We start from the raw sequence: 24,156 nt of genomic DNA, 5'->3' as shown, positions 1-24,156 counted from the left end.
AGGGGCGGCGAGGTGGTCACGGGTGTGACAAACTGGGCCGGATGCCCCCCATGCTACCGGCCGCGTTCACCACACGAGCGAGCCTTGCCGCTGTTCTGCCAAGTTCCCTGGCGGCGCTGGGCGGCGAGCAGAACGCCCTCGGCCTCCCGCCACTCGACCACGTGGTGGTCGTGGTGGTCGACGGCCTCGGCGCATCGTCGCTGCGCGCCCGCTCGGGCCACGCCCGCACGCTCGCCCCGCTGCTCGGCAAGACGACGACCATCGACGCGGGCTTCCCGACCACGACGGCCTCCGCGCTGGCCACCCTCGCCACCGGCACGATGCCCGGCGAGCACGGCCTGGTGGGCTACCGCGTGCTCGACGCCGCCAACGACAGGATCGTCAACCAGCTCTCCGGCTGGGACGACCGCCTCGACCCCGCCACCTGGCAGCGGTCGCGCACGGTCTTCCAGCAGGCTCGGGATGCGGGGGTCGCCACCCGCGCCATCGGGCTGCCGAAATACAGTGAGTCGGGCTTCACCGCCGCCGTGCTGCGTGGGGCGGAGTTCGTCGGCGGCCGCACGATGGCCGACCGGTTCAGCGCGGCGGAACAGATCCTGCAGACGCCCGGCCCCGGCCTCACCTACCTCTACGTCGCCGAACTCGACCAGCTCGCCCACGCGAAGGGCTGGGAGTCGCCGGAGTGGACGTCCGCCCTCGAGACGCTGGATGCGCTGGTCGCCTCCCTGGCCCGCCGCCTCGGCCCCCGGCAGGCCGTGCTGCTGACGGCCGACCACGGTGTGGTCGACGTTCCGGTCAGCGGCCACGTCCTCTTCGATACGGCACCGGAGCTGGTCGACGGTGTGCGCCTGATCGCGGGGGAGCCGCGCTTTCTGCACCTGCACCTCGACCGTGCGGACGACGCGGAAACCGTCGCCGAGCGGTGGCGCTCCGCCGAGGGCGACAGGGCGTGGATCGCCACCAGGCAGGAGGCGATCGACGCCGGCTGGTTCGGGCCGACTGTGCATCCGGAGGTCGCGCAGCGGATCGGCGACGTGCTCGTCGGTGCACGCAAGCGGGTGGCGTACTACGACTCGCGCGACCGCCTCGACACCGGACGCGGCATGATCGGCCAGCACGGCTCGCTCACGGACGACGAGACGCGGGTTCCTCTTCTCCGCTTCGGGGCTGCGGGCTAGAAGCTTCCGCGCTCGCCTCGTCCGTGCTCGCCTCGTTCGGGTCCTCCGGAGCGGGCGGCAGGTGGCGCGGCCGGATGCGCAGCACGGTGCGCGCCCACTGATACCAGTGCGCGATGCCGCGGCCGGGGCCCCAGTCCTTGAGCATCATCGCCCGCTTCTCGACGAGGTGCCAGGACAGCCAGGCGCACGCCGCCGTGACGATGGTCGCCCCGAGCAGATACGGGAAGAAGCCGAGTTTGTACAGACCGAAGTACGCGAGCGTCTGCTGCACGAGGAAGCCGTAGATGTAGACGCCGTAGGAGTAGTCGTTGGTGCGGCCGACCCTGCGAAGGGGAGCGGGGAGCACCGCTCCCAGCCAGAGCACGAAGTAGACCCCGGCGGGGACACCGAAGACGGCGTATCCGCCATTCAGGAGAGTGAGCACCAGGATCACGCCGCTCGCGACACCGAGACGGTGGTCGAGGGGGATCGACCGTGAGTACACCGCGATCAGGGCGCCGACCATGAACGGGTAGCTCATCCAGAGCAGGAGGACACTGTCGAACATCGGGGTGACGTTGCCCATCGTGCCGGGGGCGACGAGCTGCACGATCTGGCCGATCGCGATCACCGCGGTCACGACGGCGACGATGGGGCGCGCCTTGAGCAGCACCGCGGAGGCGCAGAGCACGGCGATGATGAGGTAGCAGGTCCACTCGTAGTCGAGGGTCCAGAGCGAGCCGTTCAGCACGCTGGCGCCGGTCTGGTGGCCGTACGGCGTGGTGTTCTGGAACACGTCCTGGATGCCGAACGCCCCGACGCGCAGCGTCCAGTTGGAGGCGAGGTAGTGCCAGGGGCTCGTCGGGGCGAGCGAGAAGTACGAGATGAAGGTGTGGCCGTCGAGCACCCAGATCAGCGGACCGACCACGAAGGCGCCGACCGCGAGCACCACCAGGAAGGCGGGGAAGATGCGGAGCGTGCGCCGCCAGAGGAACTGGAGGACGTCGGCGGACATCCCGCTCTTGGCGATGAGATAGCCGCTGATGGCGAAGAATCCGGCGACGGCGAGCGAGCCGAGCTGCGCCTGTCCGTGGGTGTACTTGCCGCCGAAGTCCGGGCCGAACCCGCCGAGCGGGAAGGTGTGATCGACGAGCACGAAGAACGCCAGCACTAGGCGGATGAAGCCCAGGGCGTTGTCGTGGCCGCGGAGGCCGACTCCGATGGAGCGCAGGGAGGCGTCGGCGGATGGCATCCGATTATCCTAGACGACCGCCACGAAGCGGATGCTCCGGGCGGTCACGGCGACTATGCGAGGTCGTCGTCGGTGCGGGCACCGAACACGATCTCGTCCCAGCTCGGCATGGATGCGCGGCCCTTCTTGTTCGCGCGGGCGGACGCCGACGACACGGACGATCCGGACGGGTCTGACGCGGACGACGACGGCGACGAGGGCGCGGACGGCGCAGGCTGCTCCGGCGCGGGCGGCGCCTGCTCGACGGGCGTGTCGAAGATCGCGATCGGCTCGTCGACCACCCGGAACGGAGCGTCGCCCGCCTCCGGGACGTCGCGGAGCACATCCACCGGCTCGTCGTACACGGCGGCCTCGCGCTCACCGCGGCGGCGGCGCAGGGCTTCGAGCAGGTCGGCGGTCTGGTGCAGATCGCGCGGCGTCTCGTCGTCTGCACGCTTGATGGCGGAGACGGCGATCGAGTTGTTCGCGCCGTTCGGGGCACGGTTGTACGTCAGCGGTTCGAGCGGCTGCGTGATCTCCGGGCCGAGCAGGTCGGGAGCCTCCGGGAACGTGAATGCTCCGCTGTCGAAGCGAGACTCGTCCGGCTCTCCCTCGTGCGGCATCACGGCGCGCAGCCTCGGGATGAGGGTGCCGCCCTTCAGCTCGCCCGCCTGGGAGAGCGTGGTCGCCTCCGAGTTGAGCGGCGAGAGCGAGTGCTTGCGGGCGTCGTAGCCCCAGCGGGCGTCGTGGTCGATCTGGTCGGCCGTGAACTCCAGCTTGACGATCCAGCCGGCTTCGCTGTCCTTCCAGCTCGCCCAGCGCTCGCCGGCGACGCCGAGGGAGGCGAGCCTGTCGCGGATGACGGAGCCGAACGTGTTGCCCTCACCGAGCGGATCGACGTCCGCCGTGGTGACGACCGGAACGCTCAGCGCGCTCGCGACGATGTGCTCGCGCTCGGCGACGATCGGTCCTTCGAAGCGCTGCACGTAGTCGAGCGGCGCACCGGTGACGCTCGCGACGTCCTCGGCGGACATGCCGGACCGGATGTGGGCCTGGACCTCGCGCGGCGACAGTTTGGGCGCCGTGGCCGACGTCTCCTGTCTGACCTGGCGGATCTTCGACTGCAGCACATCGTCGACGGCGATGCGGAACCGCTCACCGTCGTCACCGACGGCGAGCAGAGCGCCGTTCTCGACCCCGATGACCTTTAAATCCTGCATGGTGGATGCCTTCCCAGCTGCGTACGTACCGGCCCAGGATGCCACGGGAAGTGCCTGATTCCGGGGAATAACCGTGGCGTGCCGGAAGTTGAAAACCGAGCAATAGCCGAGAGGCACCCGAGTGGTTTGCTATTCGCACCCCGATGATGCAAACTATGGCCGCCGATTGCGAAGAATCGGCCGTTAAGTACGAGAAGTGGATGGGCATGGCAACGGATTACGACGCACCGCGAAAGACCGAAGACGACTCCGAGTCGATCGAGGCCCTCAAGGAGCGAGTCCCGGACAAGATGTCCGGAGTTGTCGACGTCGAGGACGCGGACAACCCTGGTGGTTACGAGCTTCCCGGAGCCGACCTGTCGGACCTCGACCTGGACGTCGTGGTGCTCCCGCCGCAGGCGGACGAGTTCACTTGCGTGAACTGCTTCCTGGTGAAGCACCGTTCGCAGATCGATCACGAGACGAAGCTCGGACCGATCTGCGTGGAGTGCGCCGCCTAGCAGCGATCGCTCACGACGCGAGTCGAGCCTCACCGAGAACCCGGACCAGCTGGTCCGGGTTTCTTGTTGAGATCAGCCAGTACGGCGCCGGGTCGCCGGCGTCGAGCACAGGGACCTTGACCACGGGCTTCACCCAGCCGCGGATGAGCAGCCAGGCGCGCGCATCCAGCAGGCGGCCGCGCTGCAGCGACGCGTCCTCCCCGGTGTACGCCGTCGGCTCCCCGACGAACTCCAGCGGGATGCTTGCACGCCCGGCGATCAGCTCGGTGCTGGTGACCCTGACGGGCGCGGCGGAGGCCATGATCATCCCCACGATCGCCAGGTAGAACACGATCGCTAGGACGATGCCCACGATCATGTTGATCGGCGCGAACACGAGGATGGTCGCAGGGATCACGAGGGCGGTCGAGATGTAGAGCCACGGGGCAGGCCAGAGGCGCTCACGGTACAGGTCCATGCTCCTATTCGATCAGACTTCTGCACTACCCTCGACACGTGACCGATACCGTTGACGTTCCGATCATCGCGAACACCCTCCCTGTCTACGCCCACCCCGGCGACGCCGGCGCCGATCTGTGCGCGGCGGAGGCCGTCACGCTCGCGCCCGGACAGCGGCACACGGTGCCGACGGGCGTCTCCATCGCCCTCCCGGACGGGTTCGCAGCGTTCGTCGTCCCGCGCAGCGGCCTCGCGGCGAAGCACGGCATCACCATCGTGAACGCGCCGGGCACCGTGGACGCCGGATACCGCGGCGAAATCCGGGTGACCGTACTGAACACCGACAGTTCGATGCCGTACGATATCGCCGTCGGCGACAGGATCGCCCAGCTGATCGTCATGCCGGTCACCAGGGCCGTCTTCCAGCCCGTCGACCGGCTGCCGGAGAGCCACCGCGGAACAGCGGGTTTCGGGTCGTCCGGCTACAGAACCACCCAGTCAGGAGAACACGCTTGAGCGACACCAACGACACCACCGGCGACAGCTGGGAGAAGTCGGCGCCGGAGGATCGCGCGACGGAGGGCCCGCTCGACGAGAGCGAAGCCAACCCCGTGCGTCCGTACGTCGACCTCGGCGGGGTCAAGATCCTCCCGCGCGAAGGCCTGCATCTCCGCCTCGAGGTCGAGGAGGAGACCCAGCGCGTCGTCGCCGTCGGACTGGACTACGCCAACTCCACGCTGCAGGTGCAGCCGTTCGCCGCGCCGCGGTCGAGCGGTCTGTGGCACGAGATCCGCGAGCAGATCACCGAGCAGGTGAACCGTCAGGGCGGCCGCACTTCCGAGCGCGACGGCGTGTTCGGGCCGGAGCTGGTCGCCGAGATCCCGGTCGCAGCTCCCGCCGGCGGTCCGGGAGAGACGCGCGTCGCACGCTTCGTCGGCGTCGACGGACCGCGCTGGTTCCTCCGCGGCGTGATCGCGGGAGACGCGGCCATCAAGCCGGACGCCGCAGCACTCGTCGAAGACCTCTTCCGCAGCATCGTCGTCGTCCGCGGCAACTCCCCGATGCCGCCGAGGGACCTCATCCCGCTCCGGATGCCGACCGCGCCGGAGTCCGGCCCGGACAGCTACACCTCCCTCTAGGCAGGACACCGTGACTGACCGCTCCGGCAGGGAGCACGACGACGAGCGCCCGTCCGGGCACCCGTCCGAGCAGGAGAACCCAGCTGCCGCGTCCATCGGCGAGTCCATCGCCCGGGCGGCGCAGAAGTCCGGGCTCGGGCAGCTGGCGGACAGCGACACCCCCACCGGCGTCGCGCTGCTCGGCGCGCTCGGCGGCATCCGCGGCCTGGCCGAGACCATCGTCCCCGGCCTCGTCTTCCTGATCCTGTTCACGTTCACCAAGGACGTGCCGCTGTCGATCGGATGCTCGGTGGCCGTCGCGGTCATCTTCACGGCGATCCGCATCATCGGCAAGACGCCCGTGACCCAGGCCATCGCCGGTCTCCTCGGCGTCGGCATCTCCGCCATCCTCGCCCTCATCACCGGGCGGGGAGAGGACAACTTCATCCTCGGGATCTGGACGAACGCCGCATACGGAGCAGCACTGCTGATCTCGATGCTGGTCCGCTGGCCGCTGATCGGCCTGGCGGCCGGCTATCTGATGGGCGACGGGCTCGCCTGGCGCAGCGTCCGCAGCAAATTCCGGGTGATGCAGGCGCTCACGTTCTTCTGGTTCCTGCTGTTCGCCGCCCGGCTGCTCGTGCAGGTCCCGCTCTACCTCGCGCACACCGACGCGGCCACGAGCGCCCTCGCGCTCACCAAGCTGCTGATGGGGGTCCCGCTCTACGCGCCGCTCCTCCTGATCACCTGGTTCGTCGTGCGCGGACAGTTCCCGACCCCGCAGAAGAAGCCAGCAGAGGGGTAGGCCATGCTGGATGCGCGAACCAGGGAGGGGCTGACCAGCGCACAGGTCGCCGAACGTCACAGGGACGGTCGCGGCAACATCCAGCGCCAGCCGAGTTCGCGCTCCATCGGCGACATCCTGCGGGAGAACATCTTCACGCTGTTCAACGGCATCCTCACCGTGTGCTTCCTGGCGGTGATCGTGCTCGGCGACCTGCGCGACGGGTTCTTCTACGGCGTCGTCGTGGTGAACGCGCTGATCGGCATCGTGCAGGAGGTGCGGGCGAAGGTCGTCCTCGACCGTGCAGCACTGCTCGCCGCGCCGGAGAGCAGGGTGCGCAGGGACGGCGCCGTCGTCACCGTGCCGGTGGAGGGCGTCGTGCTCGACGACCTGCTCGTGCTGCGGCCGGGCGACCAGCTCCCCGCCGACGCCCGCGTGGTCGAGAGCACCGGCCTGTCGCTCGACGAGTCGATGCTGACGGGGGAGTCCGACCCGGTCTTCAAAGACGAGGACGCCCTGCTGCTGTCCGGATCGCTCGTCGCCTCCGGCACCGGATACGCGGTCGTCACCGCGGTGGGGGCCGACTCGTACGCGAGCAAGCTGACCAGCGAGATCCGCCGCCATTCGCTCGTGCACTCCGAACTTCGCGACGCGACCAACCGCATCCTGGTGTACCTGTCCTGGATCCTCGGCCCGGTCATCCTGATCACCCTCGTCGGCCGCGTCTTCGCATACGGAGGGTGGAGCGAGCTGTTCGTGGACGCCCGCTGGCGCCGGGCGCTGCTGGATGCGGTCGCCGCGGTGGTCGGGATGATCCCGGAAGGCCTCGTTCTGCTCACCAGCCTCGCCTTCGGGGTCGCCGCCATCCAGCTCGCCGCCCGCAAGGTGCTCGTGCAGGAGCTCGCGGCGGTGGAGGTCCTCGCCAGGGTGGATGTGTTGTGCCTCGACAAGACGGGAACGCTCACCACCGGGGAACTCGTCTTCGACAGGACGGAACCGGCCGGCCAGGACGTGCCGGAGGAGCTGGCCAGGATCGCGCTCGCCGCGTTCGGCGCCGACGACGCGGGCAACGCCACATCGGGCATCCTGTCGAGCGCGTTCCGGTCCGATCGCTTCCGGGTGCTGAAGCGGGTGCCGTTCTCGTCGGCCACCAAGTACAGCGGCCTGGTGATGACGGTCGACGGCGAGGAGTCCTCCTGGGTGCTGGGAGCCCCGGAGCGGGTGCTCGCCGCGCACCAGGACGAGCTCGCGAAGGCGAACGCCATCGCGGCCACCGGCCAGCGCACGCTCGCCCTAGCGCGCAGCGCAGAACCGCTGCCGCCCGGCTCGCACGTCTCGCTGGACGGCAGGGTCGTGCATCCCGCGCTGCTCGTCGTGCTGAGCGAGACGGTGCGGCCGGAAGCACGGCAGACCCTCTCATACTTCGGCGAGCAGGCGGTGCGCGTCGTCATCATGTCCGGCGACAACCCGGTCACCGTCGCCGCGATCGCCCGCACCCTCCACCTCGACGGAGAGGCAGTGGATGCGTCCACCCTCGCCGACGACGCGGCGCTCGCCGAGGCGCTCACCACCGCCAGCATCTTCGGCAGGGTGAGCCCGGAGCAGAAGCGCACGGCCATCGGCCTGCTGCGCGAGCAGGGCAGGACCGTCGCGATGACGGGCGACGGCGTCAACGACGCGATGGCGATCAAGGACGCGAACCTCGGGATCGCGATGGGCAGCGCGACGGCGGCGACCAAGGCGGTGAGCAGGCTGGTGCTGCTCGACAACAGGTTCGACCGGCTGCCGGACGTGCTCGCCTTCGGCCGCAGGGTGATCGCGAACGTCGAACGGGTCTCCAACATCTTCCTGGCGAAGACGGTCTACGGCATCGTGCTCGCGCTGGTGAGCGCCGCCCTGCTGCTGCCGTTCCCGTTCCTCCCTCGCCAGCTGACGCTCGTCTCGACGCTCGCCATCGGCATCCCGTCGTTCTTCCTGGCGCTCGCGCCGAACGCGCGCATCTACACGCCGGGGGTGCTGCACCGGGTGCTCAGGTACTCCATCCCGACCGGGCTGATCGCCGGGGCGACGGCGATCGTCGCGTACCTGCCGCTGTACAGGAGCATCCCGTTACGGGAGGCGAGGAGCGTGACCACGATCGCACTGTTCTGCGTGTCGCTTTGGATTCTCTGCGTGCTGACCAGGCCGCTCAGCGGGCCGAGGCTCGCGCTGCTCGGCTCCGTGGCCGCCGCGATGGTGCTGGTCTGCGTGATCCCGTTCACGGCCGAGTTCTTCCAAATGCACGTGCCGCTGTCGCCCGAGCTGGTCTGGGGGATCGCGGTCGGGGCGGTGGGAGCGGCGGGAATCGAGCTGTTCTACCGGTTCGCCAAGCGGCGTGGCCTGGTCTTCGATCGCGTCTGACGCGTGATAGATTTATCTTGACGTCAAGATATCTTTTCCAGCGGACGACTTAGGATTGCCTTGCTGGAAACACACTTCGACGGACAACCAAGATGGACATTCGAAGGCATGCGTCACCAGGCCTGCCGATGAAGGAGAGGGCAACGTGTCTGCGGTAAACAGCTTCGGTGCAAAAGACACCCTGACGGTCGGGTCGACCGACTACCAGGTATTCCGGATCGACAAGGTCGACGGATACAAGAGACTTCCGTTCAGCCTCAAGGTTCTCCTGGAGAACCTGCTGCGCACGGAGGACGGCGCGAACATCACCGCCGACCACATCCAGGCCCTCGCGGGCTGGGATCCGGCAGCGGAGCCGGACACCGAGATCCAGTTCACGCCGGCGCGCGTGATCATGCAGGACTTCACCGGCGTCCCCTGCATCGTCGACCTCGCCACCATGCGTGAGGCCGTCTCCGCGCTCGGTGGAGACCCCAAGAAGATCAACCCGCTCGCTCCGGCCGAGATGGTCATCGACCACTCGGTGATCGCCGACCTGTTCGGCACGGAGAACGCGCTGGAGCGCAACACCGACATCGAGTACGAGCGCAACGGGGAGCGCTACCAGTTCCTCCGCTGGGGCCAGACCGCGTTCGACGACTTCAAGGTCGTCCCGCCGGGAACCGGCATCGTGCACCAGGTCAACATCGAGTACCTGGCGCGCGTCACCATGACGCGTGAGGTCGGTGGCGAGCTCCTGGCTTACCCGGACACCTGCGTCGGCACGGACTCGCACACCACGATGGTCAACGGCCTCGGCGTGCTCGGCTGGGGCGTCGGCGGCATCGAGGCAGAGGCGGCCATGCTCGGCCAGCCCGTCTCCATGCTCATCCCCAAGGTGGTCGGCTTCAAGCTGACCGGCGCCATCCCGACCGGTGTGACCGCGACGGACGTGGTGCTCACCATCACGCAGATGCTGCGCAAGCACGGCGTCGTCGGCAAGTTCGTCGAGTTCTACGGAGCGGGCGTCGCCGAGGTCCCGCTGGCGAACCGCGCGACCATCGGTAACATGAGCCCGGAGTTCGGCTCGACCGCCGCCATGTTCCCGATCGACGACGTGACCCTCGACTACCTGCGCCTCACCGGCCGCAGCGAGGAGCAGATCAAGCTGGTCGAGGAGTATTCGAAGCTGCAGACGCTGTGGCACGACGCCTCCGTCGAGCCGGTCTTCAGCGAGTACCTCGAACTCGACCTGTCGACGGTCGTCCCGTCGATCGCCGGACCGAAGCGCCCGCAGGACCGCATCGAGCTGAGCGGCGCCAAGGCGCAGTTCGAGAAGGACCTCGTCGACTACGCCGAGATCTCGCACGACATCGTCGACCTCACCATCTCGGAGTCGTTCCCCGCCTCCGACCCCGGCGAGCTGAGCCCGGAGGACTCGCGGAGCACCCACGAGCACCACCACCACAGCCACGCTCCCAAGGCCGCGTCCAATCCGACGCCGGTCACCCTGGCCGAGAACGGCGCGGAGTTCACGATCGACCACGGAGCGGTCGCCATCGCGGCGATCACCTCCTGCACGAACACGTCGAACCCGTCCGTCATGCTCGCGGCCGGCCTGCTCGCCCGCAACGCGGCCAAGAAGGGCCTGAAGGCCAAGCCGTGGGTCAAGACCACGCTGGCTCCCGGATCCAAGGTCGTCACCGACTACTACGAGAAGGCCGGTCTCACCAGCTACCTCGAGGAGCTGGGCTTCTACACGGTCGGCTACGGCTGCACCACCTGCATCGGAAACTCCGGCCCGCTGATCGACGAGATCTCGCAGGCGGTCAACGACAACGACCTCGCCGTCACGGCGGTCCTGTCCGGCAACCGCAACTTCGAGGGCCGCATCAACCCCGACGTGAAGATGAACTACCTGGCGAGCCCGCCGCTGGTCATCGCGTACGCGCTCGCCGGTTCGATGAACTTCGACTTCGAGGTGGATGCGCTCGGCACGGACGCGGACGGCAACGACGTGTTCCTCAAGGACATCTGGCCGGACGCCGCAGAGGTGCAGGAGACCATCGACTCGTCGATCAACGAGGGCATGTTCACCCACGAGTACGCGAGCGTGTTCGAGGGCGACGAGCGCTGGAAGTCGCTGCCGACCCCCACCGGTTCGGTGTTCGAGTGGGATGAGAAGTCCACGTACGTGCGGAAGCCCCCGTACTTCGACGGCATGACGCTGGAGACCACCCCGGTCACCGACATCGCCGGCGCTCGCGTCCTGGCGAAGCTCGGCGACTCCGTCACCACCGACCACATCAGCCCCGCAGGCAACATCAAGGCGGACAGCCCCGCCGGACGCTACCTCGACGAGCACGGCATCGAGCGCAAGGACTTCAACTCCTACGGCTCGCGCCGAGGCAACCACGAGGTGATGATCCGTGGAACGTTCGCGAACATCCGCCTGAAGAACCAGCTGCTCGACGGCGTCGAGGGCGGATACACCCGCGACTTCACGCAGGAGGGCGGCCCGCAGTCGTTCATCTACGACGCGTCGCAGAACTACCAGGCGCAGGGCACCCCGCTGGTGATCTTCGGCGGCAAGGAGTACGGCTCCGGTTCGTCCCGTGACTGGGCGGCGAAGGGCACCAGCCTCCTCGGCGTCCGCGCGGTCATCACGGAGAGCTTCGAGCGCATCCACCGGTCGAACCTGATCGGGATGGGCGTTGTGCCGCTGCAGTTCCCCGCCGGAGAGAGCTGGGCGTCGCTCGGCCTCGACGGCACCGAGATCGTCTCGATCTCCGGACTCGAGGAGCTGAACCAGGGCACGACGCCGAAGACGGTCCACGTCGTCGCGGAGCCGAGTGCAGACTCGCCCGCCGGCAAGCAGACCATCGAGTTCGACGCCGTGGTGCGCATCGACACCCCGGGTGAGGCGGACTACTACCGCAACGGCGGCATCCTGCAGTACGTGCTGCGGAGCCTCGTCTAGGCGATGCAGCAGTGAAGGGCCGGTGACCGGATGGTCACCGGCCCATTTTCGTTCGGGTGGTCGCGCGATTACGCGGCGGCGTACGGCAGCTCCGCCCCGTCGCGGGTGGTGTGGAGGTTCCAGTAGTGCTGGGCGATGGTGTCCGGCTGGGTCTCCAGGCCGCCGGCTCCGATCCAGGCGAAGATCGGCACGTGGGCGACATAGACGCCGCTTCCGGTCGTGGCCAGGTGGAGCGTGAGCGCGTAGGTGCGCAGTGCGCCGGATCCGATGGCCGTGGCGGCGAAGTCGGCCTGTCCGGCCAGCGGGTCCATCGACGATCCTCCGGTGGTGTAGAGGATGCTTCCCGAGCCGCGCTCGAGCATCCCGGGGAGTACCTGCTCGGTCGCGGCGATACCGCCGTAGAGGTAGTAGTCGAGCTGCGGCTGGATGCTGTCGCGGTCGGCTTCCAGGGCTGTCGCGTTCCGCAGTCCTGGCACGGGGTTGTGCGGGGCGGGCGAATACTCGAGCACGTCGACGGGGCCGAAGCGCCCCGTGATGCGTCCGAAGGCTGCGGCGACGGAGGCGGGGTCCATGACGTCGGCGGCGAAGCCGGCCGCGTCGATACCGGCGGCGGTCAGCTGGCCGGCGAGGTCGTCGAGCTTCGCTTGCGTGCGGGAGACGAGGGCCACGGAGAACCCCTGGCTTCCGAAGACCCTGGCGATGGACAGTCCGAGACCGGATCCGGCTCCGACGATGGCGATGGTGGGCATTTCTGGTTCCTTTCGATGGCTTACATACTTGTGGTGCGGCAGCAGACGGGATGTACTGCATGCGTTCGCGGAGGAGGACAGTGGGATGGCACGAGCCAGGACGATCAGCGGGCCCTGTCAGGCCTGGCCGGAGGAGAGCGCCTTCATCCGTGAGGTGCTCGACCGGATCGGGGAGAAGTGGACGGTCCTGATCATCAGCACGCTGGGCTCCGGACCGCTGCGATACTCCGATCTGCAGGCGAGCATCCCGGGCATCTCGCAGCGGATGCTCACCGTGACGTTGAAGGCTCTGGAACGCGATGGGCTCCTCACCCGCACCGCATACGCCGAGGTCCCGCCGCGGGTCGAGTACGAGCTGACGCCCCTGGGCCGGTCACTGCTGGAGGCCGTGATGACCCTCGCCGGCTGGGCGGCCGGCCACCACGAGGACGTGGCCGCCAGTCGGCGCGCACACGAGCTGACTGGCGTCGGCAGGGAGAAGTCCGCCAGCCCTAGCCCGATGCGGCCGGTGCCTGCACGATCGCGGTGAGCTGGTCGAGAGCCTGACCGTAGACGGCGACGGACTGAGCGCCCGACGCCGCGATCCGGCGGCCGAAGACCGTGAACGGCACCCCCTGGGCGCCCAGCGCGGCGCCCTCGGAGACGTCGGCCACGACATCGTCGGCGAACTCGTCGCCGGCGAGGACCTCGCGCACGCGGTCGCCGTCGAGGCCGAGGGATCGCGCGACTTCGACGACAGTGTCCGCGTCGTATGGGTCGATCTCGCCGGAGAAGAACCGGTCCTGGAGCTGGGAGAAGAACTCGAACCCCCGGCCGGACTGTTTGGCGAAGTGCATCACGCGGTGCAGGTCGAACGTGTTGGCGTTCTTCCTGTCGAGGTCGAACTCCAGGCCTTCGCGGTTCGCGATGCCCTGGATGCGCTCCTCCGCCTGGAGGACGGCCGATGGGTCGCCTCCGTGCGTGCGCATGAACGCAGCGGCGATGGGCTCCGGCTCCTTCGGCGCGTCCGGGTTCAGTTCGAACGAGCGGATCTTCAGCTGGAATCGTCCCGCATCCGGCCTGTCGTCGATCGCGCGCTGGAGCCGATGCTTGCCGACGTAGCACCAGGGACACCCGAGGTCCGCCCAGACCTCGACGACGATCTGGTCCTGTTCGGCCGTGCTGTTCTGTTCCACACTCATCACCTCACGATTGGTTCGTAACGTCATTCTGAGTGTGTTCGGCGAGGCGTACAAAAGGCACATCGACGTGCGTGCGATGGGGTGGATCTGGCGATTCCGAGCGACCTTCGATTTGCACGCGCCTAGACTCGAACCATGAGCATCCTCGAGACCATCCACGGTCCCCGCGATCTCGACAGGCTCTCGGAAGAGGAGCTCGTCCAGTTGGCGGTGGAGATCCGCGCGTTCCTCGTTGCGAACGTCGCGAAGACGGGCGGTCACCTCGGGCCGAACCTCGGAGTCGTCGAATCGACCATCGCGATCCACCGGGTCTTCGACTCACCGCGCGACGCCATCGTCTTCGACACCGGACACCAGTCGTACGTGCACAAGCTGCTCACCGGGCGGCAGGACTTCTCCCAGCTGCGCCAGCGTGGCGGGCTCGCCGGATACCCGCAGCGGTCCGAGTCCGAGCACGACATCGTCGAGAGCTCCCATGCCTCCAGCTCGCTGTCGTGGGCGGACGGCATCTCGCGCGCGTTCTCGATGACCGGCCAGGACGACAGGCACGTCATTGCGATGGTGGGCGACGGCGCCCTCACCGGCGGTATGACCTGGGAGGCGCTGAACAACATCAGCGACGACAACACGCGCCGCCTCATCATCGTCGTCAACGACAACGGCCGCTCGTACGCGCCGACCATCGGCGGCATGGCCCGCTTCCTCAACACCGTGCGCACCCGCCGCAGCTACCGCAACCTCTACCTGTCGAGCCGCAAGGCGTTCGACAAGCTGGGCGGACCCGGCCAGTCGTTCTACCGCGGCATCCGCGGGGGACTGCACGGCTTCCTCAGCAGGTTCTCCAACAACGAGGCGCTCTACTCCAACCTCGACATCAAATACATCGGGCCGATCCACGGCCACGACATCGAGGCGATGGAGGAGGCGCTGCGCCAGGCGAAGAACTACGGCGCCCCGGTGATCGTCCACGCCATCACGCAGAAGGGCCGCGGCTACGAGCCCGCGCTCCGGGATGCGGCCGACCAGTTCCACGCGGTCGGCCAGATCGACCCGGAGACCGGCGAGCCGATCGAGAGCTCGAGCAAGCCGTCCTGGACCAGCGTGTTCTCCGACGAGATCGTCCGGCTGGCCGAGAAAGACGAGAAGATCGTCGGCATCACCGCGGCGATGCTGCGCCCGACCGGGCTGCACAAGTTCGCCGAGCGGTTCCCGGAGCGGGTGCACGACGTCGGCATCGCCGAGCAGCACGCCGCGACGAGCGCGGCCGGTCTGGCGTTCGGGGGACTGCATCCGGTCGTCGCCATCTACGCCACGTTCATCAACCGCGCTTTCGACCAGGTGCTCATGGATGTCGCGCTGCACAAGGCGGGCGTGACGTTCGTGCTCGACCGGGCGGGCGTCACGGGACCGGACGGCCCGAGCCACCACGGCATCTGGGACCTCGCGATCCTGCAGGTGGTGCCCGGCATCCGGCTCGCCGCCCCGCGCGACGGCGCCCGCTTCCGCGAGGAGCTGGCCGAGGCCGTCGCCGTGCAGGACGCTCCGACGGTCCTGCGCTTCCCGAAGGGATCGGTCGGGGCGGACATCGACGCCGTCCGGCGCACCGACGACGGCGTGGATGTGCTGCACGAGTCCGACCGGAAGGACGTGCTGATCGTGACCGTCGGCCCGATGGCCGACCTGGGGCTCAAAGTGGCGGACGGCCTGGCCGCGCAGGGGATCGGGGCGACCGTGGTCGACCCGCGCTGGGTGGTCCCGGTGGCCACGAGCATCCTGGACTTGGCGGCGGAGCACCGCATCGTGGTGACCATCGAGGATGGGATCCGCGTGGGCGGCATCGGCACGCGCGTGCGGCAGAGCCTGCGCGAGGCGGGCATCGACACGGCGGTGGACGAGCTGGGCCTGCCGGACGAGTTCATCGACCACGCGACGCGGGAGCAGATCCTCGACGACGCCGGGCTCACCGCGCAGAAGATCGCCCGCGACCTGGTGGCGCAGGTGCTCGGCAGCCGCATCCCGATCGCCCGCCCACTGCCCGCGGACGAACTGAGCGAGCGGCACCTCGACGCGTAGCGGCGGTGGAAGCAGAGCCGCGTAGCGGCGCCGCTTAACGACTGTCAGCCGATGCGGTACACGTGCTCCACAGCGCCGCTCGGGAACGCCGTGGTGCCGACGAGCGCCAGTGGGCTGCTCGCCTGCGTGACGGGCAGCAGCGGCTTGCCGGAGCCGACGAGCACGGGAACGTAAGTGATGTGCAGTTCGTCGAGCAGGCCGGCGTCGGCGAACTGCGCGGCGATCTGCCCGCCGCCGACCACCCACACGTCGCGGTCGCCCGACGCCTCGCGCAGTTCGGCATCCAGTGCGGTGAGGTCGCCCTCGAAGAAGGTGATGTCCGCCCCGGCGATGGGCGGAAGCACGCGGTGCGTGACCACCCAGGTGGGGAGGCCGGCGTACGGCCATTCCGTGGTGTCGTCGGCCAGCAGGAACTCGTAGGTGGCCGCTCCCATCACGATGGCTCCGATGCCGGAGATGAAGCGCTGGTAGTGCTCGTCGAACTCCTCGAACCCGAACTGCAGGAGCCAGTCGATCCTGTCGTCGGTGTCTGCGATGAATCCGTCGATGGAGGACGCGACGTAGTACTTCGTGAGAGCCATGCTGTGAAGCTAGCAGGAGCATCCGACAGAGGAGTTGCCAGCATCCGAACTTGACTGTAAGTGCGCTCTAAGTCTTATCGTGGCAACCATGACCGATACAGCGACGGAACTCTCGATCTCCGAGGTCGCGGAGCGCACGGGCCTGACGACCCACACGCTCCGCTACTACGAGCGGGAGGGACTGATGCTCGCGCCTGTCGGGCGCGCGTCGTCCACACACCGCCGGTACACCGAGGCCGACGTCAACTGGGTCGTGTTCCTCACCAAGCTGCGCCTCACCGCCATGCCGATCGCCCGGATGCGCGAGTACACCGAGCTCGCACGTCGCGGCGACGACACCACCGCCGAGCGGCTGGAACTGCTGCTCGTGCACCGGATGAACGTGTCCAGGCAGCTGGAGGAGGTCACGGCCAGTCTCGCCGCCATCGACCACAAGATCGGTCTCTATCAGGAGAAGGTAACCGCATGAAGAAGATCACACTGGGCACGGAGAAGCTCGAAGTCTCGCGCCTCGGACTCGGCTGCATGGGCATGTCCGCGTTCTACACCGGCGCAGGAGACGACGACGCCGGCTCGATCCGCACCATCCACCGCGCCATCGACCTCGGGGTGACGTTCTTCGACACCGCAGAAATCTACGGCCCGTACGCCAACGAGGAACTGCTCGCCCGGGCGTTCGCCGGCAAGCGCGACCAGGTAGTCATCGCCACGAAGTTCGGCACGATCCTGCACAGGACCAACGACGAGCGCGGTCTGGACGGGTCGCCGGAGAACGTGCGTCTCTCGGTCGAGGGGTCGCTGCGCCGCCTGCAGACCGACCACATCGACCTCTACTACCAGCACAGGATGGACCCTGACACGCCCATCGAGGACACGGTCGGGGCGCTCGCCGAGCTGATCGACGAGGGCAAGATCGGGCACTACGGCCTCTCGGAGGCTGCGCCGGAGACGATCCGCCGCGCCAACGCCGTGCATCCCGTGACGGCGATCCAGACCGAGTACTCGCTCTGGTCCCGCGACCCGGAGGCCGAGATCCTGCCGACGGTCCGCGAGCTCGGCATCGGCTTCGTGCCGTATTCGCCGCTCGGCCGCGGCTTCCTCACCGGCACCATCCACACGCTCGACGAGCTGGCGCCCGACGACTTCCGCCGCTTCAACCCGCGGTTCGAGGGCGACAACCTGGAGGCGAACATCCGGATCGTCGAGCAGGTGGATGCGGTGGCCCGTGAGGTCGGGGCGACTCCGGGCCAGGTGGCGCTCGCCTGGCTGCTGGCCCAGGGCGACGACATCGCCCCCATCCCCGGCACCCGCCGCGTGGAGAACCTGGAGCAGAACGTCGCCGCCGACCAGCTGGAGCTGTCGCCGGAGCAGCTGGAACGCCTCGCCGCCGTCGCTCCCGCGGTGGGGGACCGGTACGCGGACATGACGCCGCTCAACCGCTAGAAGGCACACTCACGACGGTGGCCCCGGATCGCAGTGCGCGTTCCGGGGCCACCGTCGTTCTGGCCGGGGCGGCTCAGCCGAACCGCAGCGTGATCGTCCTCGCCTCGGGGCGCAGCGCGTGCTCGGCGGCGACGTCCGGCCCGCAGGCCCGCGAGCCGAGCCCGTGCTGGGCGGCGTCGACGAACAGGTGGGTCGTCGCGCTGGGCGGCAGCTCGTGCGGGTGACCGGCCGCAGCCACCTGCTGCGGAGTGTGCCTGCTGAGGCTGAAGCCGGGGCGGCGGCCTGGCGCATCCGGGATCAGTGCGATGCGCAGGGCGTCCGCACCGTCCGTTCCGAGCGTGAGGGTGCGCACGTCGGCCCGATGGCCCGTCTCCTGCGGGCGGGCGTACGCGACGTTCAGCTCGTCGACGGTCGCGCCGTATCGACCGACCTGCGCGGCGGTCATGCTGTCCGGGTACGCCTCGAGCGGCCCGCGGCCGAACCACTCCGCGCGGTCGACCGGCGCGTCTCCGTCCGGCAGGTCGAAGCGCAGGCCAATGCGCGGCCAGACGGTGTCCCAGCCGGTGGACGGCACGATCTCGGTGCGCAACGTGAGCGCGCCGTCGGCGTCGACCGTCCAGAGCGCATCCACCCAGACGGCTGCTGGCGAGTTGGCGGCGGACACGCGCGTGCGCACCAGGAGGGCGTCTTCAGCGTGCTCGACGGAGACGATCCTGTGCGTCAGCCGGTCGAGGCCTGCCGCCCGCCAGAGCGCAGCGCTCGACACCCCGGGGACGCTCGCGTCGTCCTCGCCGGGCTCCGCACGGGATGCGCCCTCGTCGTTGTCCGTCGGGGCGCGCCACAGTTCGAGGCGCGGACCGGCCACCTCGCGGCCGTTCAGGCGCACCAGGGCTCCGTCCTCGAACTCGGCCGGGCCGAGCGTCAGGCGCGCGGGCACCCCGGCGACGAGAGCCGGTGCCCCGGGACGCGCGCCGACGCTCGGGATGCGCGCACTCCTGTCCACCTGGCCGCTCGCGACCACGTGCCCGGCCTCCGCCCACGGCGTCGCGGCCTGGAGCACGGCGTCGATGGTCAGCCAGGTCTCCGCGTCGTCTGCGACTTCCACCGCCGGCAGCGGCACCGTCACGGACTCCCCGGCCGCCAGCGCATCCACCGGCAGCTCGCCGCGCGCCACCCGGCGCCCGTCGTGCTCGACCCGCCAGCGGAACGACAGGTCGGAGGTGTCTGCCGTGTGGCGCAGGTTGGTGAGCGTCAGCGTCCCGTCGCCGACGTCGAAGCGGATCGGCTGCACGACCGCCTTGTACTCGGCGAGGCCGGGCGTCGGGGTGTCGTCGCTCAGGATCATCCCGTCCATCACGAAATTGCCGTCGTGCACCACCTCGCCGAAGTCCCCGCCGTACGCATAGAACGGGGTGCCGTCGTCCGTCTCGGTCAGGATGCCGTGGTCGCGCCACTCCCAGACGAAGCCGCCGTGCAGGCGAGGATGCTCGCGCACCAGCCGCTCGTACGCATCCAGTGCCCCGGGGCCGTTGCCCATCGCGTGGGCGTACTCGCAGAGCAGGAACGGCTTCGTCCGCTGCCGGGCGCCCTGGCCGGGTGTTGTGCCGAGCAGGGGGTAGCGGGACCCGTCCGTGCCGATCTCCGCCGTCTCGCGCACGGAGGAGTACATGCGCGAGTACACGTCGGTGTACTCCCCGGTGTAGTCGCCCTCGTAGTGCACGGGACGCCCTGGATCGCGGTCGTGCACCCAGGCGGCGTTGGCCGCCAGGTTCGCCCCGGTGCCCGACTCGTTGCCGAGGGACCAGATGACGATGCTCGGATGGTTCTTGTCGCGTTCGACCGTGCGCCGGATGCGGTCGAGGTATGCGTCGCGCCAGCGCGGGTCGTCGCTCGGGTTGCCGACCCAGCCGCCGTGCGCGGCTCCGGACGATTCGAAGCCGTGGGTCTCCAGGTCGCACTCGTCGATCACCCAGAAGCCGAGCTCGTCGGCGAGGTCGAGCAGACGCGGGTGCGGCGGGTAGTGGCTGGTGCGGATGGCGTTGACGTTGTACCGCTTCATCCTGGCGAGGTCGGCGCGGGCGTGTTCCTCGTCGAACACCCGGCCGCGCACCGGATGCGTCTCGTGCCTGTTCATGCCGTGGAAGACCACGCGGCGGCCGTTCACGAGGAAGCGGTCCCCGACGATCTCGACCGTGCGGAAACCGGTGCGCAGCGCGATCGTCTCCGCCGTGTTCGACACGGTGACGTCGTAGAGGCGCGGCGTCTCCGCCGTCCACGGCTCGACCGCATCCAGAGTCAGCGTCGTGACGTCCGCCGCGCTCTGCCAGGTCTGCTCCACCCCCAGCTCCGGGATGCGCACGGTCACCGGGTACGCGGACGCCGCCGCGGTCAGCTCCACGTCCAGGGTGCCGGCGCCGTCGAGGAACCCGGCGCGCAGCCACACATCGTCGATCCCGTCGGCCGGGCGGGCGAGCAGGGTGACGTCGCGGAAGATGCCGGGCAGCCACCACTGGTCCTGGTCCTCCAGATAGCTGGCGGCCGACCACTGGTGCACCCGCACCACGATCACGTTCTCTCCGGGACGCACGACGCCGGTCACGTCGAACTCCTGCGCCAGCCGCGATCCCGTGCCGATCCCGACCTCGTCGCCGTTCAGCCAGACGCGGTACAGCGACTCGACCCCGTCGAACCGCAGCAGCACCCGCTCGGCCCCGTCGAAGTCGTCGGGCAGGGTGAAGCGCCGCCGGTGGTCGCCGGTCGGGTTCTCGTCGGGGACGTGCGGAGGGTCGATCGGGAACGGATACTGCACGTTCGTGTAGATCGGCCGTCCGTATGCGCCGTCTCCGTGCAGCACCCAGTGCGACGGGACGGGGAGCTGCGCCCATCCGGAGTCGTCGTAGTCGGTCTCCGCGACGTCGTCCTGCACGGCGGCGGTGGGGCAGAGCCGGAACGCCCAGTCGCCGTTCAGCGAGAGCGACGGCGCGTCGGTGTGCAGCCAGGACCGCGGGGCGCTTCGTGCGCCGCGTCCCGGCGCGGTGTCGGACAGGTAGGCGGGTGTCAGCACTACTTCACTGCTCCTTCGGTGAGACCGCCGCGCCAGAACCGCTGCAGCACGATCATGGCGATGGCGAGGGGGATGATCGACAGCAGCACGCCGCCGGTGGTCAGCTCGTAGAACTCGGGCAGCCGGTCGGTCTGGCTGCGCCAGTTGTTCAGGCCGAGGGTGATCGGGTAGAGCGTGTTGTCGGAGAGCATCACGAGCGGCAGGAAGTAGTTGTTCCAGATGCCGACCAGCTGGAACAGGAACACGGTCACCAGCGCGGGCACCATGATCCTGAGCCCGACGGTGTGGAAGATGCGCAGCTCTCCCGCGCCGTCGATCCTGGCCGCCTCGATGAGCGCCGTGTCGACCGTCGCGTCGGCGTAGATCCGGCAGAGGAACAGGCCGAACGGCGAGACGAGCGAGGGCAGCAGCACCGACCAGTACGTGTTCGCCATGCCGAGCTGGCTGAACAGGAGGAACAGCGGAAGCGCCGTCGCCGTGCCGGGCACGAGCACCCCACCGAGCACCAGCCCGAAGATCAGGCCGCGCCCGCGGAAGACGTACTTCGACAGCGCGTACCCTCCCGCCGCGGCGAAGTACGTCGCGAGCACGGCGCCCACTCCGGCGTAGAGGACGGAGTTCGCGAACCAGCGCACGAAGATGCCGCCGTCGTAGCTGAGCACCTCTCCGAGGTTGTGCCAGAGCGCGAAGGTCGGCGCGAACCAGAAGCCGTTGGTGGCGAAGAGGTCCTGCGTGGTCTTCGTGGACGCGACGATCACCCAGTAGACGGGCACGAGGAAGTAGACGGCGACGACGACCAGGATGCCCGTGACCAGGATGCGCATCCCCGGCCGGCGTCCGGCGGAGCGGTCCGGTCCCGTGCCGTGCGCCTTCTGCGCGGTGATCGACGAGGTGCCCGGTGCGGCGACGCTGCCGGTCGGGGTCTCTGTGGCGGTCATTTCGCCCTCCTGGTGGTCGATGCGAGGGTGGGGTGCGATGCGCGGCCGGGCTTCGGCTCGCGGCTGCTCGTGAGGCGGAGGAACGCGAACGACAGCAGGAACGCGACCAGCGCGATGAGCACCGCCTGCGCAGCAGCGACGTTGTAGTCGTTGTACGCGAACGCCGTGGTGTACGCGCTGAGGTTGGGCGTGTACTCGCTGTCGATCGCGGGGGAGACCGTCTGCAGCACCTGCGGCTCGGCGAAGAGCTGCAGGGTGCCGATGATCGAGAACACCGTGGTCAGCATCAGCGCCGGCTTGATCAGCGGCAACTGGATGCTCGTGGCCACCCGCCACGGACTCGCGCCGTCCACCTTCGCCGCCTCGTACACCTCGGTCGGGATCGACTTCAGCTGCGCGATGATGATCATCATGTTGTAGCCGGTGTACGTCCAGGTGACGATGTTCGCGATCGACCAGAGCACCGTGTCCGGCCCGAGGAAGTCGACCTGGAGCCCGAACGCACCGGCCAGGTCGACCAGCGGGCTGAGCCCTGGCACGTACAGGAACGACCACAGGATGGTCGCCACGACCCCCGGGATGCCGTACGGCAGGAAGTACACCGCCCGGAACATCCCGGGCCAGCGTGCGGACGCCGACTCCAGCAGCAGGGCGAGCACCGTGCAGAGCGCGATCATGAACGTGACCTGCACGACGCCGAACAGCAGCATCCGGCCGATGGAGGCGATGAAGTTCGGGTTCGACAGGGCCTGCGCGTAGTTGGCGAACCAGGCGAACTCGCTCGTCACGCCCTTCTCGCCGAACACGCCCTGCCTGGTCACCTTGGTGAAGCTGCTGCCGACCGCGACGACGATCGGCAGGATGAACGTGAGCAGGAACAGCGCGAGGAACGGTGCGAGCAGCACCCACGGCGCCCAGGCGGTGCGGACGCCCTTCACGAGTTCACCTTCTCGATGCTGAGCCCCTTGTTGCGGAACGCGGTGATGATGTTCTTCTCGCTCTGCGCGATCGCATCCACGAGGGACAGCCCTGACGCCTTCTTCCGGAAGCCGTCGGCGAGGATGTTGAACGACTGCTGCGTGATCGGCCACCACGACCAGTCCTGGTTCTGCTGGCGGGAGGCGGGGAGGAAGACCTCCTCGTTGTAGTTCTGCCCTCCGAAGAACTTCGACGGCTTCTGCCTGCTCGCCCCGATGTAGTCGGCGGACGGCGACCAGCCGATGCCGCTGTTGGCGATCATCGCGTCGATGCCCTCGTGGCTCGTGGTCATCCACACGGCGAACTCGAGCGCCTCCTTGGGATGCTTGCTGTTCGCGAGCACCGCGGCGGTCGACCCTCCGAGGTAGCTGGACCCGTAGCCGACCGCGTCGTCGGAGCCCCAGCGGGCCATCGGCGCGACCCGCCACTTGCCCTCCCCGCCGGAGACGCCTTCGAGGAGCGCGTCGCCCCAGCTCGCGCTGGTCAGCCCGGCGATGGTGTTCGATGCTGCTGCGGCGAACCACGGCGTCGTGTACGCGCCGTATGCGGTCTGGATGACGCCGTCGTCGATCGCCTTGTCGAAGAAGCGGGCGGCGGTGAGCGTCGCGTCGTCGGTCATGTCGATGGTCCAGCGGTCGCCGTCGACGGCGAACCAGGATGCGCCGGCCTGCCCGGCGACCGCGGCGAACCAGGACGGGTCCGCGTAGTTGAAGGTGTCGATCCAGGAGCCGGCCTTGCGGAGTTCCGCTCCGGTGCGCATCCACTCGTCCCAGGTGGCGGGGGCGGAGGCGCCGACCTTCTCGAACAGGTCTGGGCGGTAGTAGAAGGCCATCGGCCCGGAGTCCTGCGGGATGGCGTAGACGCCGTCCACGTAGCTGACCTGCTTCCACAGGGTGGGGTCGTAACGGTCGGCGTAGTCGTTCGCGCCGTACCTCGCCAGGTCGACCAGCCCGTTGACGAGCATGAACTCCGGAACGGAGCGCAGCTCCACCTGGGCGAGGTCTGGACCGCCTCCCGCGGCCAGCGCCGAGTACAGCTTCTGGTAGCCGCCCGAGTTGCCGCCGGGGATCCAGACGGCCTCGACCTGCACATCCGGATGCGTGGCGTTCCACACGTCCGCGACCTTCTGCAGGTCTTTCAGCCAGGCCCAGTACGTGAGCGTGATCTTCTCGCCGGCCGCCGCGGGCTGCACGAGCGGCCTGCTGTTGACCGAGGTGGTGCCGGGGGTGCTGCACCCGGCGAGAAGGGCCGTGGCTCCCGCCGCGGCTCCGAGGGTGAGGAGACTTCGTCGTGTGAGTTGCGTCATGTCCTTCACTTCGTCGTGAGTGGAAACGTGTATGCC

Annotated in this window: 21 protein-coding genes; 11 read left to right on the top strand and 10 right to left on the bottom strand. The window is 68.8% G+C overall.

Annotated features, from left to right (window positions below; all coding sequences use genetic code 11):
- The first annotated feature begins 41 nt into the window (after window positions 1–41).
- A complete protein-coding gene (locus ACN6M5_RS05330) occupies window positions 42–1,178 on the top strand; it encodes an alkaline phosphatase family protein (RefSeq protein ID WP_434948793.1) in 1,137 nt (378 codons plus the stop codon).
- Here the strand turns inward: ACN6M5_RS05330 and ACN6M5_RS05325 are convergent.
- A complete protein-coding gene (locus ACN6M5_RS05325) occupies window positions 1,126–2,409 on the bottom strand; it encodes an acyltransferase family protein (RefSeq protein WP_434948792.1) in 1,284 nt (427 codons plus the stop codon). The genes ACN6M5_RS05330 and ACN6M5_RS05325 overlap by 53 nt on opposite strands.
- 53 nt (window positions 2,410–2,462) lie before the next feature.
- The gene (gene sepH / locus ACN6M5_RS05320) at window positions 2,463–3,608 is read right to left on the bottom strand and encodes a septation protein SepH (RefSeq protein WP_434948791.1); all 1,146 of its coding nucleotides are present in this window, start codon (window positions 3,606–3,608) and stop codon (window positions 2,463–2,465) included.
- Between the two features lie 206 nt (window positions 3,609–3,814).
- Between sepH and ACN6M5_RS05315 the strand changes: the two genes are divergently transcribed.
- Complete coding sequence (locus ACN6M5_RS05315) at window positions 3,815–4,108, top strand: DUF4193 domain-containing protein (protein ID WP_026307201.1); 294 nt, start codon at window positions 3,815–3,817, stop codon at window positions 4,106–4,108.
- 10 nt (window positions 4,109–4,118) lie between these two features.
- Here the strand turns inward: ACN6M5_RS05315 and ACN6M5_RS05310 are convergent, their stop codons facing one another.
- A complete protein-coding gene (locus ACN6M5_RS05310; protein WP_434948790.1) occupies window positions 4,119–4,565 on the bottom strand; it encodes a DUF3093 domain-containing protein in 447 nt (148 codons plus the stop codon).
- Window positions 4,566–4,603: 38 nt separating this feature from the next.
- Between ACN6M5_RS05310 and dut the strand changes: the two genes are divergently transcribed.
- The 5 genes from dut to acnA all read left to right on the top strand — a co-directional run bounded on the left by dut (window position 4,604) and on the right by acnA (window position 11,807).
- A complete protein-coding gene (gene dut / locus ACN6M5_RS05305) occupies window positions 4,604–5,062 on the top strand; it encodes a dUTP diphosphatase (RefSeq protein ID WP_168689597.1) in 459 nt (152 codons plus the stop codon).
- Entirely contained in the window at window positions 5,059–5,685 is a 627-nt protein-coding gene (locus ACN6M5_RS05300; RefSeq protein ID WP_085367818.1) for a DUF3710 domain-containing protein, read from the top strand. The genes dut and ACN6M5_RS05300 overlap by 4 nt, the downstream gene beginning before the upstream one ends.
- A 10-nt stretch (window positions 5,686–5,695) precedes the next feature.
- Entirely contained in the window at window positions 5,696–6,469 is a 774-nt protein-coding gene (locus ACN6M5_RS05295; protein WP_434948789.1) for a DUF3159 domain-containing protein, read from the top strand.
- A gap of 3 nt (window positions 6,470–6,472) precedes the next feature.
- Window positions 6,473–8,848, top strand: coding sequence for an HAD-IC family P-type ATPase (locus ACN6M5_RS05290; RefSeq protein ID WP_434948788.1), 2,376 nt, complete (start codon window positions 6,473–6,475; stop codon window positions 8,846–8,848).
- Between the two features lie 145 nt (window positions 8,849–8,993).
- Window positions 8,994–11,807, top strand: a complete 2,814-nt coding sequence (gene acnA / locus ACN6M5_RS05285; protein ID WP_085367811.1) for an aconitate hydratase AcnA — start codon at window positions 8,994–8,996, stop codon at window positions 11,805–11,807.
- Window positions 11,808–11,875: 68 nt separating this feature from the next.
- Here acnA and ACN6M5_RS05280 read toward each other — a convergent pair whose 3' ends face one another.
- A complete protein-coding gene (locus ACN6M5_RS05280; RefSeq protein WP_434948787.1) occupies window positions 11,876–12,556 on the bottom strand; it encodes an SDR family NAD(P)-dependent oxidoreductase in 681 nt (226 codons plus the stop codon).
- An 85-nt stretch (window positions 12,557–12,641) separates the two neighbouring features.
- Between ACN6M5_RS05280 and ACN6M5_RS05275 the strand changes: the two genes are divergently transcribed.
- Window positions 12,642–13,085 carry a winged helix-turn-helix transcriptional regulator gene (locus ACN6M5_RS05275; protein ID WP_434948786.1) on the top strand — a complete coding sequence of 148 codons (444 nt, stop codon included), beginning with the start codon at window positions 12,642–12,644 and terminating at the stop codon, window positions 13,083–13,085.
- Here the strand turns inward: ACN6M5_RS05275 and ACN6M5_RS05270 are convergent.
- Window positions 13,048–13,737: a DsbA family oxidoreductase gene (locus ACN6M5_RS05270; protein ID WP_434948785.1), complete on the bottom strand. Its 690-nt coding sequence runs from the start codon at window positions 13,735–13,737 to the stop codon at window positions 13,048–13,050. The two genes, ACN6M5_RS05275 and ACN6M5_RS05270, sit on opposite strands and share 38 nt — an antisense overlap.
- 135 nt (window positions 13,738–13,872) lie before the next feature.
- On the opposite strand from ACN6M5_RS05270, the gene dxs reads away from it, so the two are divergent.
- Window positions 13,873–15,810, top strand: coding sequence for a 1-deoxy-D-xylulose-5-phosphate synthase (gene dxs / locus ACN6M5_RS05265; protein ID WP_085367804.1), 1,938 nt, complete (start codon window positions 13,873–13,875; stop codon window positions 15,808–15,810).
- 44 nt (window positions 15,811–15,854) lie between these two features.
- On the opposite strand, the gene ACN6M5_RS05260 is transcribed toward dxs, so the two are convergent.
- Window positions 15,855–16,391, bottom strand: coding sequence for a dihydrofolate reductase family protein (locus ACN6M5_RS05260; RefSeq protein WP_434948784.1), 537 nt, complete (start codon window positions 16,389–16,391; stop codon window positions 15,855–15,857).
- Window positions 16,392–16,479: 88 nt separating this feature from the next.
- Here ACN6M5_RS05260 and ACN6M5_RS05255 point away from each other — a divergent pair, with 88 nt between their 5' ends.
- Together ACN6M5_RS05255 and ACN6M5_RS05250 are read left to right on the top strand one after the other, a co-directional pair.
- A complete protein-coding gene (locus ACN6M5_RS05255) occupies window positions 16,480–16,860 on the top strand; it encodes a MerR family transcriptional regulator (RefSeq protein ID WP_085367800.1) in 381 nt (126 codons plus the stop codon).
- Entirely contained in the window at window positions 16,857–17,834 is a 978-nt protein-coding gene (locus ACN6M5_RS05250) for an aldo/keto reductase (RefSeq protein ID WP_434948783.1), read from the top strand. The genes ACN6M5_RS05255 and ACN6M5_RS05250 overlap by 4 nt, the downstream gene beginning before the upstream one ends.
- A 73-nt stretch (window positions 17,835–17,907) precedes the next feature.
- Here the strand turns inward: ACN6M5_RS05250 and ACN6M5_RS05245 are convergent, their stop codons facing one another.
- From ACN6M5_RS05245 to ACN6M5_RS05230, 4 genes are read right to left on the bottom strand one after another with little or no spacing between them, the layout of a single operon-like run.
- Window positions 17,908–20,895: a glycoside hydrolase family 2 TIM barrel-domain containing protein gene (locus ACN6M5_RS05245; RefSeq protein ID WP_434952319.1), complete on the bottom strand. Its 2,988-nt coding sequence runs from the start codon at window positions 20,893–20,895 to the stop codon at window positions 17,908–17,910.
- Window positions 20,896–20,897: 2 nt separating this feature from the next.
- Complete coding sequence (locus tag ACN6M5_RS05240; protein ID WP_085367798.1) at window positions 20,898–21,836, bottom strand: carbohydrate ABC transporter permease; 939 nt, start codon at window positions 21,834–21,836, stop codon at window positions 20,898–20,900.
- Window positions 21,833–22,774: a carbohydrate ABC transporter permease gene (locus ACN6M5_RS05235; protein WP_434948782.1), complete on the bottom strand. Its 942-nt coding sequence runs from the start codon at window positions 22,772–22,774 to the stop codon at window positions 21,833–21,835. The genes ACN6M5_RS05240 and ACN6M5_RS05235 overlap by 4 nt, the downstream gene beginning before the upstream one ends.
- The gene (locus ACN6M5_RS05230) at window positions 22,771–24,120 is read right to left on the bottom strand and encodes an extracellular solute-binding protein (RefSeq protein WP_434948781.1); all 1,350 of its coding nucleotides are present in this window, start codon (window positions 24,118–24,120) and stop codon (window positions 22,771–22,773) included. The genes ACN6M5_RS05235 and ACN6M5_RS05230 overlap by 4 nt, the downstream gene beginning before the upstream one ends.
- Between the last annotated feature and the right edge of the window lie 36 nt (window positions 24,121–24,156).

Origin of the sequence: Leifsonia araucanica (genome assembly GCF_051161895.1) — a bacterium.
Taxonomy (GTDB): Bacteria; Actinomycetota; Actinomycetes; order Actinomycetales; family Microbacteriaceae; genus Leifsonia.
Note: the sequence above shows the minus strand (reverse complement) of the source record. Positions and strands in the feature narration are given on the sequence as shown.

Excerpts from the sequence above, each read along its gene's own strand:
- ACN6M5_RS05280 (WP_434948787.1), bottom strand. The coding sequence starts at position 12,556 with ATGCCCACCATCGCCATCGTCGGAGCCGGATCCGGTCTCGGACTGTCC.
- ACN6M5_RS05315 (WP_026307201.1), top strand. The coding sequence starts at position 3,815 with ATGGCAACGGATTACGACGCACCGCGAAAGACCGAAGACGACTCCGAG.
- ACN6M5_RS05330 (WP_434948793.1), top strand. The coding sequence starts at position 42 with ATGCCCCCCATGCTACCGGCCGCGTTCACCACACGAGCGAGCCTTGCC.
- ACN6M5_RS05275 (WP_434948786.1), top strand. The coding sequence starts at position 12,642 with ATGGCACGAGCCAGGACGATCAGCGGGCCCTGTCAGGCCTGGCCGGAG.
- dxs (WP_085367804.1), top strand. The coding sequence starts at position 13,873 with ATGAGCATCCTCGAGACCATCCACGGTCCCCGCGATCTCGACAGGCTC.
- ACN6M5_RS05310 (WP_434948790.1), bottom strand. The coding sequence starts at position 4,565 with ATGGACCTGTACCGTGAGCGCCTCTGGCCTGCCCCGTGGCTCTACATC.
- ACN6M5_RS05270 (WP_434948785.1), bottom strand. The coding sequence starts at position 13,737 with ATGAGTGTGGAACAGAACAGCACGGCCGAACAGGACCAGATCGTCGTC.
- sepH (WP_434948791.1), bottom strand. The coding sequence starts at position 3,608 with ATGCAGGATTTAAAGGTCATCGGGGTCGAGAACGGCGCTCTGCTCGCC.
- ACN6M5_RS05255 (WP_085367800.1), top strand. The coding sequence starts at position 16,480 with ATGACCGATACAGCGACGGAACTCTCGATCTCCGAGGTCGCGGAGCGC.
- ACN6M5_RS05325 (WP_434948792.1), bottom strand. The coding sequence starts at position 2,409 with ATGCCATCCGCCGACGCCTCCCTGCGCTCCATCGGAGTCGGCCTCCGC.
- ACN6M5_RS05290 (WP_434948788.1), top strand. The coding sequence starts at position 6,473 with ATGCTGGATGCGCGAACCAGGGAGGGGCTGACCAGCGCACAGGTCGCC.
- ACN6M5_RS05250 (WP_434948783.1), top strand. The coding sequence starts at position 16,857 with ATGAAGAAGATCACACTGGGCACGGAGAAGCTCGAAGTCTCGCGCCTC.
- ACN6M5_RS05230 (WP_434948781.1), bottom strand. The coding sequence starts at position 24,120 with ATGACGCAACTCACACGACGAAGTCTCCTCACCCTCGGAGCCGCGGCG.
- ACN6M5_RS05260 (WP_434948784.1), bottom strand. The coding sequence starts at position 16,391 with ATGGCTCTCACGAAGTACTACGTCGCGTCCTCCATCGACGGATTCATC.
- ACN6M5_RS05240 (WP_085367798.1), bottom strand. The coding sequence starts at position 21,836 with ATGACCGCCACAGAGACCCCGACCGGCAGCGTCGCCGCACCGGGCACC.